Consider the following 5827-nt stretch of genomic DNA (forward strand, 5'->3'; position numbering starts at 1 on the left):
CCTCGAAGGCTTCGACGTCGTTCCACAGTCGTTCGCGGTCGCTCCATGCCTCAGGCGCATTGTCCGGCAGCAGCACCTTCGAATGGACGACGCCGCGCTTGGCGGAAAAGTCCTGAACGCGGTCAATCCGCTCGTCGCGCATCCGCGAGGCGGAACGGTAGGCGGCGGAGGCCACCGCGCTGCTCCCGGCCTTGCGGCCAATGACCTTGACGTGAAGATGATAGATCGCCATCGCGATCAAGCATTGGCACGGTCAAGCGCACGTCGGAACGACGTATAAGCGCGCCCTCCCTCGAAAAAATCTCGGGTTGGACCGGCGCGTGCCAGACCGTCCCGACAACCTTACAGCATTGCGGCAGGCGCTCAACTAACATCGCTGCATCGACAGCTTATGGAGGATGCCATGCGCAAGCCACGGGACTATGACGCGGAACTGAAAGCTCTCGAAGACAAGGCCAAAGACCTGAAGACCCGCAAGGTGCAGCAGCTTGGTGAACTGGTGATCGCCACCGGCGCCGATGCGTTCAGCCCCGAGGAACTGGCGGGCGCGCTGATCGTGCTGGGCGAAACAACCGATGCCGGAAGGAAGGAGTCCTGGGCCAAGCGTGGGGCCGCGTTCTTTCGCAGCAAATCGCGGCAATCTGCAAAAGCATCTGACCGCGACATTGGCGGCGCTCCGGCGCAATCGGGCAGCGCGCAACCGGCATCAGGCGGCGCGGGCGCGGCATGACATGCGCACCTGGCAGGTCGAACGCCGCAAACGCACGCGGCATCTGATTGAACTCGGCGGCCTCGTCGTCAAGTCCGGCATTGTGGACCTGACCGGCGATGATCGCGCCATGACCTACGGCGCGATGATCTGGGTCGCCGAAAAGCTCAAGAGCGACGATGGACAACGAGCGCGAACGCTCTGGGCCGAAAAGGGAAAAGAGGCGTTCGCGACGGAGCGCAAAGGAAGAACGCGCATCGTCTCGCGAGAGCAGGATGATCGGGCATGACCGATGGCGGGCTGTGCGGAAACCCACGCCACCCGCTTGGTGAATGTCGCTTAGATTCCGCCGGCTCAGAGCGATCATGGCGCAGTCATGGTCCAGCTAGATAGAGGGCGTCCCGGCAATCCTGATGGGCCGCAACGGGGCAGATTAACCCGTTCCGATCAAATGATCACTCGCCGTCAATGGGCCGCGTCAGCCGAACGCCAGGCCCGCCGCCGTTATCGGAGATGAACTCGATGCCCGCATGAACCAGAGCATGCACGATCTTTGCCGCTGTCTCAGGGCGGCCGCCCAGTGGCCCATCCTGAGCCTCAAGGCGCGCGATCGTTGGTTCTGAAACGGCGGAACGCGCCGCCAAGTCTCCTTGGGACCACCCGAGCAACGCCCTGGCAGCCTTCACCTGTCGGGTTGTGACGGTTGGATAAGGATTTGATAGAATTTCTATTGACATCCACACCGATCGAATTGATATTTTTTCTATCAAAAATCTGATGCCTCAGCCTTACCTCATGTCTGGCGCGGCATGCAGAGCGGCTGGCCAGGATGCGGAAACATCCTAGCCAGCCTGACCACAACCCAAGCTGTTAGGAGCTCGGATCATGGCTGATTCTGAGATTAGCACGAGTCTGTCTACCGTCACCCGTCGCATGCTGCTAGCCGGCACCACATTGATGGCAGCGGCATGGACGACCAACCCATTGAGGAGATCGCCAGCAGCAAATAGCGGCGATCCGGATGTCGCATTGCAGCTCTGGCACGAATGGAACGACGCTCACCTTCGCACTTATGAGGCTTGCTGCAAGCAGCAGAAGCTGGAGACCCGATTGGTCGAAACGATTGGGTTTCCTCGTGCAGAGGTCGATCTGCCTGACGAGGGCAGGTCGATCTTCGTGCATACCCGTGATCAGATCGAAGAGACCTTCGGCGACGATCCGGCGATGGCAGCGACGCGGGCAATCGCGGAAGTTAAGCTCACGGCACACCAGGCCTGCTGGGATGCCGCGGATGGCGAGTTGGGATACTCCGTCGCCAAAGAGACCGAAGAGGCCGCAGCCTTCCGCGAACAACAGCTGGTCGATGCGCTGATGAGTGCATCTGCCACATCACTTGCCGGCGTCGCGGGCAAGCTCGATGCCATCTTACGCGAGGGAGAAAGCTCTGCTGAATGTCCAGAGTTTCCCTGGCCCTTTCTCCGTTCGGCGCTTGTCGACCTCGTGCGCATCGCCCAAAAAGCTCAGGCCGATCGATTTGTGCCCGGCTCCGATCGCATTGCGTTGTTGTCAGGTAGGAGCGACCGTTGAGAATGAACTCACATGCTGCCAAAGCGTATGTTGGCAGAGACCCGCGAGAAGATCACCGCATGGAGTGTCAAACGGCATTGAACCGGGACCCCTGATCGGCGTGCAAAAGGGGGGTCTGACGCATATTCGATGACGATCAGGCGGCGCCGAGGAGCCGAGCGTCGAGGAGATCAATCTTCGCTCGTCCATACATCTGTCGTTTCATGAGCTTGAGCTTATTCACCTGACCTTCTGTCTGGCTGTTGGACCACGGCTCGGTGATTGCGCCCCGGACGGCGGATACGTCCTTCTGAATGCCGCGAGCGTTCGAACCAAGGGTGCCCTCTCGCACAAGTCCGCCTGGCTGATGGTCTTCAAGCTCGTCATCGCGGCCGCCAGAACCTGGCGAAGGCTGAAGGGCGAAAACCGCTGGCTGATGGTCATCGCAGGCGTCACATTCACAGACGGCGTTGCGCTCATCCCCGACGCCAATCAACGCGCCGCCTGATCGCCCGCGTCACCCAAATCCAACCACAGCTCTATTGGGCCGATTGCCAACCGGCAGCTTTTGGCTCCCCGACACTGAATATCCGACATACGATGACCGACATCCTGGACCCGTCAATATAGTTGGGTTTCGATGCCGGCGCTAAGCCATTTAGTTGATCGTGGGCTATTGGTCCGCGCGCATCGTGCGGCGCTTGGACGCTCTGCATCTGACGACGTGCGCAACAGTGCTTAGGAATGCGTCCAGCGACTCCATCTCCGCCTGCACCTGATAAAGCGGGCATCCGGCGCCATCGCTCAGATCGAAGCCGACCCGACACGGTTCGCTCGTACGCTCGAGGCGATGATAGCTGGCGTCGTCGGATGTGGGTGCGATGCCGCGTGTTCCGAACCGCGACCAGTAGCTCTCGAACGGGTCACGGCCTTCCCAATATTTGAAACTGTCGCGTCTTGAAAATCGCCCGCAATCGCTACTGCAGACCAGCTGCAGATCAGTCCGCAAGCTGTCGAGGATCGGCATGACGAAAAATTCGACCGCGGGATCGGGCATCGGCTCATCGCTGTCGGTTCGCAGCGCAATTCTGAAAATCTCGCGGATCAGGTCAGGGTGGAAGTCGCGTACTGTCGACAGGAGGAGATAGGCGAGCGTCTTGATGATCGGACTGTCAAATCGCGTCGAACCGTGACCCCCTTTTCGCGTCCAATATTGGCCCCTCAGGTGACGTTGGCGCCGACATGCAAAGGGGCCCGATCGGGCCCCTTTGCATGTCGTTGATTGGAACGTGAACGACCGGTGCGGATCAACTCCGGTTTTTGAATCGCCAGCTCGTGTTGCCGGTTTCGACGATGTCGCAGTGATGGGTCAGCCGGTCGAGCATGGCGGTGGTCATCTTGGCGTCGCCGAAGACCTGCGGCCAATCGGCGAAGGCAAGGTTGGTCGTGATCAGCAGCGAGGTGTGCTCGTACAGCTTGCTGATCAGATGGAAGAGCAGTTGGCCGCCAGCCTGGCTGAACGGCAGATAGCCGAGTTCGTCGATCACGACGAGGTCGTAGCGCAACAGCTTCTCGGCCAGCCGGCCTCCTTTGCCAGCGGCCTTCTCCTGCTCGAGTTGATTGACCAGATCGACCAGATTGTAGAACCGCCCCCGGGCGTGGGAGCGGACCACGGCGGCGGCCACGGCGATCACCAGATGCGTCTTTCCGGTGCCTGTCGAGACAAGTTCATAATGCCCGTCACCAAGGGAACGAGGGGCGAGTTCACTATCGTCATCATCCGCTTTTCGGCAAAACTGTCGTGGTCACGGCGAGAAAGATGCATGGCGGCATTGTTCATCTAACCATTCGCCAACCGGACGGAACGTTGGCCCAAATTCCGGGCTGGATGCTGCAGGAGGTCGCCGCATCCGTCGAACTTCGTGATGTGCCGAGACTGACGTTGGCCTCGTTACGGCTGCTTCGCCTCGAGCTGGATGGCTGTCTAACTTCTCCTCGCGGCGATCCTCGCCGCGAGGGAGGCCCACATGCCGCGTCCGCGCATTATCCAGCCCCAGGCGGATCTGTTCGCAAGCGAAGATCGATCGCCAGCGCCGAATGTTCCCGAGCAAGAGAACCTGCTTGCACTGGTCAGTCTGCTTCTGACGGAGACGACCGTAAAGGCAGCGGCGAATGCGGCGGAGGACGGTGATGAAGATCACGTCTGAGCACCTGGCCCGCAGCGCCTACGTTTACGTGCGTCAATCGACGGCCGACCAGCTTGCCAACAACCATGAGAGTCGGCGCCGCCAATATGGCCTTGCCGATCGAGCGCGAGCCCTCGGATGGAAGAACGTGACGGTCATCGATGACGATCTCGGCAGATCTGGATCCGGCGTCAGCAGGCCCGGCTTCGAGCGGCTCCTGGCGGCTATCTGCGAAGGGCGCGTCGGCGCCGTCTTCGCCATTGAGGCTTCGCGTCTGGCTCGCAACGGTCGCGACTGGCACACCTTGATCGAGTTCTGCGGGCTTGTTGGCACCCTGATCGTGGACGAAGACGGAACCTACGAACCTCGCCATCCCAACGATCGACTTCTGTTGGGCATGAAGGGAACGATGAGCGAACTCGAACTCTCGATCCTGCGAGCCCGGTCGTTCGAGGCGCTCAGGCAGAAAGCGCGGCGCGGCGAACTCTTCATGACCGTGGCGGTCGGTTATATCCGGGCCGGTCGCGATCGGATCGAACAAGACCCTGACCTGCGCGTTCGTGAAGCGATCACTCTCGTGTTTGCCCGCTTCGCCGAGATGCAGAGCATCCGGCAAGTGCATCTGTCATTGCGTTTAGAGCGGATCATGCTGCCCAGCGTGACCTACAATCAGGGGGAAGAACGTTCGCTCGTCTGGAAGCTTCCCGTCTACAATACAATCCACCACATCCTGGCGAACCCGATTTACGCCGGTGCTTATGCATTCGGACGGACCGGGAGCCGCACGACCATCGAGAACGGCCGCAAGCGGATCGTTAGAGGATTCCGCAAGGAGCGTGCCGATTGGGATGTCTTGATCCTCGATCATCATGGCGGCTACCTTTCCTGGGCAGAGTTCGAAAGGAACCAACGCCTGATCGCGGACAACGCCAGTTGCATGGGCACAAAGGCGCGGGGCGCCCTGCGCAAGGGCGAACTGATCCTCGCCGGACTGCTTCGTTGCGGCCATTGCGGACGCAAGCTTCATGTCGCCTACAGCGGAAGCGACGGCAACATTGGGCGCTATCATTGTCGTGGCGCGATGATCAATCACGGGACCGCGCCTTGCATTTCTTTCGGCTCCCTGCGTGTCGATCAAACGGTCGGAGCTGAAGTCGTCAGGCTGTTACAGCCGCTTGGCGTTGAAGCCGCACTGCATGCAATTTCGACACGCGCGATCGAGGTCGACGCCAAACGGCGGCAGATCGAACTTTCGCTGGAACAGGCTCGTTACGAAGCCCGGCGCATGCTGTCCAGCGACATTCGGAACTGACCCCTCGGCGACATGAGGAACTGACCCCCTATTGGTTTGCGCCTTTCAGGCGTT

Annotated in this window: 8 protein-coding genes and 4 pseudogenes; 7 read left to right on the forward strand and 5 right to left on the reverse strand. The window is 60.4% G+C overall.

All coding sequences use genetic code 11. The features are described from left to right. Nucleotides 1-232 (reverse strand): MobA/MobL family protein (locus MJ956_RS18200; protein ID WP_253965845.1); only part of this gene is annotated, 232 nt, incomplete at its 3' end. A 171-nt stretch (nt 233-403) separates the two neighbouring features. Here MJ956_RS18200 and MJ956_RS18205 point away from each other — a divergent pair. Together MJ956_RS18205 and MJ956_RS18210 are read left to right on the forward strand one after the other, a co-directional pair. Next, nucleotides 404-730 (forward strand): conjugal transfer protein TraD, encoded by a 327-nt coding sequence (locus tag MJ956_RS18205; RefSeq protein WP_253965846.1) that lies wholly within the window; start codon nt 404-406, stop codon nt 728-730. Between the two features lies 1 nt (nt 731). Continuing rightward, complete coding sequence (locus MJ956_RS18210; RefSeq protein ID WP_253965847.1) at nt 732-998, forward strand: conjugal transfer protein TraD; 267 nt, start codon at nt 732-734, stop codon at nt 996-998. Between the two features lie 166 nt (nt 999-1164). Here MJ956_RS18210 and MJ956_RS18215 read toward each other — a convergent pair whose 3' ends face one another. Beyond that, nucleotides 1165-1446 carry a helix-turn-helix transcriptional regulator gene (locus tag MJ956_RS18215; RefSeq protein ID WP_253965851.1) on the reverse strand — a complete coding sequence of 94 codons (282 nt, stop codon included), beginning with the start codon at nt 1444-1446 and terminating at the stop codon, nt 1165-1167. A 148-nt stretch (nt 1447-1594) separates the two neighbouring features. On the opposite strand from MJ956_RS18215, the gene MJ956_RS18220 reads away from it, so the two are divergent. Beyond that, on the forward strand, nt 1595-2296 hold the full coding sequence (locus MJ956_RS18220; RefSeq protein ID WP_253965848.1) for a hypothetical protein: 702 nt from the start codon (nt 1595-1597) through the stop codon (nt 2294-2296). A gap of 136 nt (nt 2297-2432) precedes the next feature. On the opposite strand, the pseudogene MJ956_RS18225 reads toward MJ956_RS18220, so the two are convergent. Beyond that, nucleotides 2433-2612 (reverse strand): annotated as a pseudogene (locus tag MJ956_RS18225) (ISL3 family transposase); the annotation flags it as partial. Here MJ956_RS18225 and MJ956_RS18230 point away from each other — a divergent pair. Continuing rightward, nucleotides 2598-2783, forward strand: a pseudogene (locus MJ956_RS18230) (IS256 family transposase); the annotation flags it as partial. The pseudogenes MJ956_RS18225 and MJ956_RS18230 sit on opposite strands and share 15 nt — an antisense overlap. 165 nt (nt 2784-2948) lie before the next feature. Here the strand turns inward: MJ956_RS18230 and MJ956_RS18235 are convergent. Both MJ956_RS18235 and MJ956_RS18240 read right to left on the reverse strand, forming a co-directional pair. Then, nucleotides 2949-3332 (reverse strand): hypothetical protein, encoded by a 384-nt coding sequence (locus tag MJ956_RS18235; protein ID WP_253965849.1) that lies wholly within the window; start codon nt 3330-3332, stop codon nt 2949-2951. A 250-nt stretch (nt 3333-3582) separates the two neighbouring features. Beyond that, a pseudogene (locus MJ956_RS18240) lies at nt 3583-3993 on the reverse strand (ATP-binding protein); the annotation flags it as partial. Between the two features lie 309 nt (nt 3994-4302). On the opposite strand from MJ956_RS18240, the gene MJ956_RS18245 reads away from it, so the two are divergent. The 3 genes and pseudogenes from MJ956_RS18245 to MJ956_RS18255 all read left to right on the forward strand — a co-directional run bounded on the left by MJ956_RS18245 (nt 4303) and on the right by MJ956_RS18255 (nt 5773). Continuing rightward, nucleotides 4303-4482, forward strand: coding sequence for a hypothetical protein (locus MJ956_RS18245; RefSeq protein WP_253965850.1), 180 nt, complete (start codon nt 4303-4305; stop codon nt 4480-4482). Then, nucleotides 4466-4885: pseudogene (locus tag MJ956_RS18250) on the forward strand (recombinase family protein); the annotation flags it as partial. The gene MJ956_RS18245 and the pseudogene MJ956_RS18250, both read left to right, overlap by 17 nt. A gap of 66 nt (nt 4886-4951) precedes the next feature. After that, the gene (locus tag MJ956_RS18255; protein ID WP_253965852.1) at nt 4952-5773 is read left to right on the forward strand and encodes a recombinase family protein; all 822 of its coding nucleotides are present in this window, start codon (nt 4952-4954) and stop codon (nt 5771-5773) included. The last annotated feature ends 54 nt before the right edge of the window (nt 5774-5827 follow it).

It is taken from the genome of Aurantimonas marianensis, assembly GCF_024195285.1.
GTDB lineage: Bacteria > Pseudomonadota > Alphaproteobacteria > Rhizobiales > Rhizobiaceae > Aurantimonas > Aurantimonas marianensis.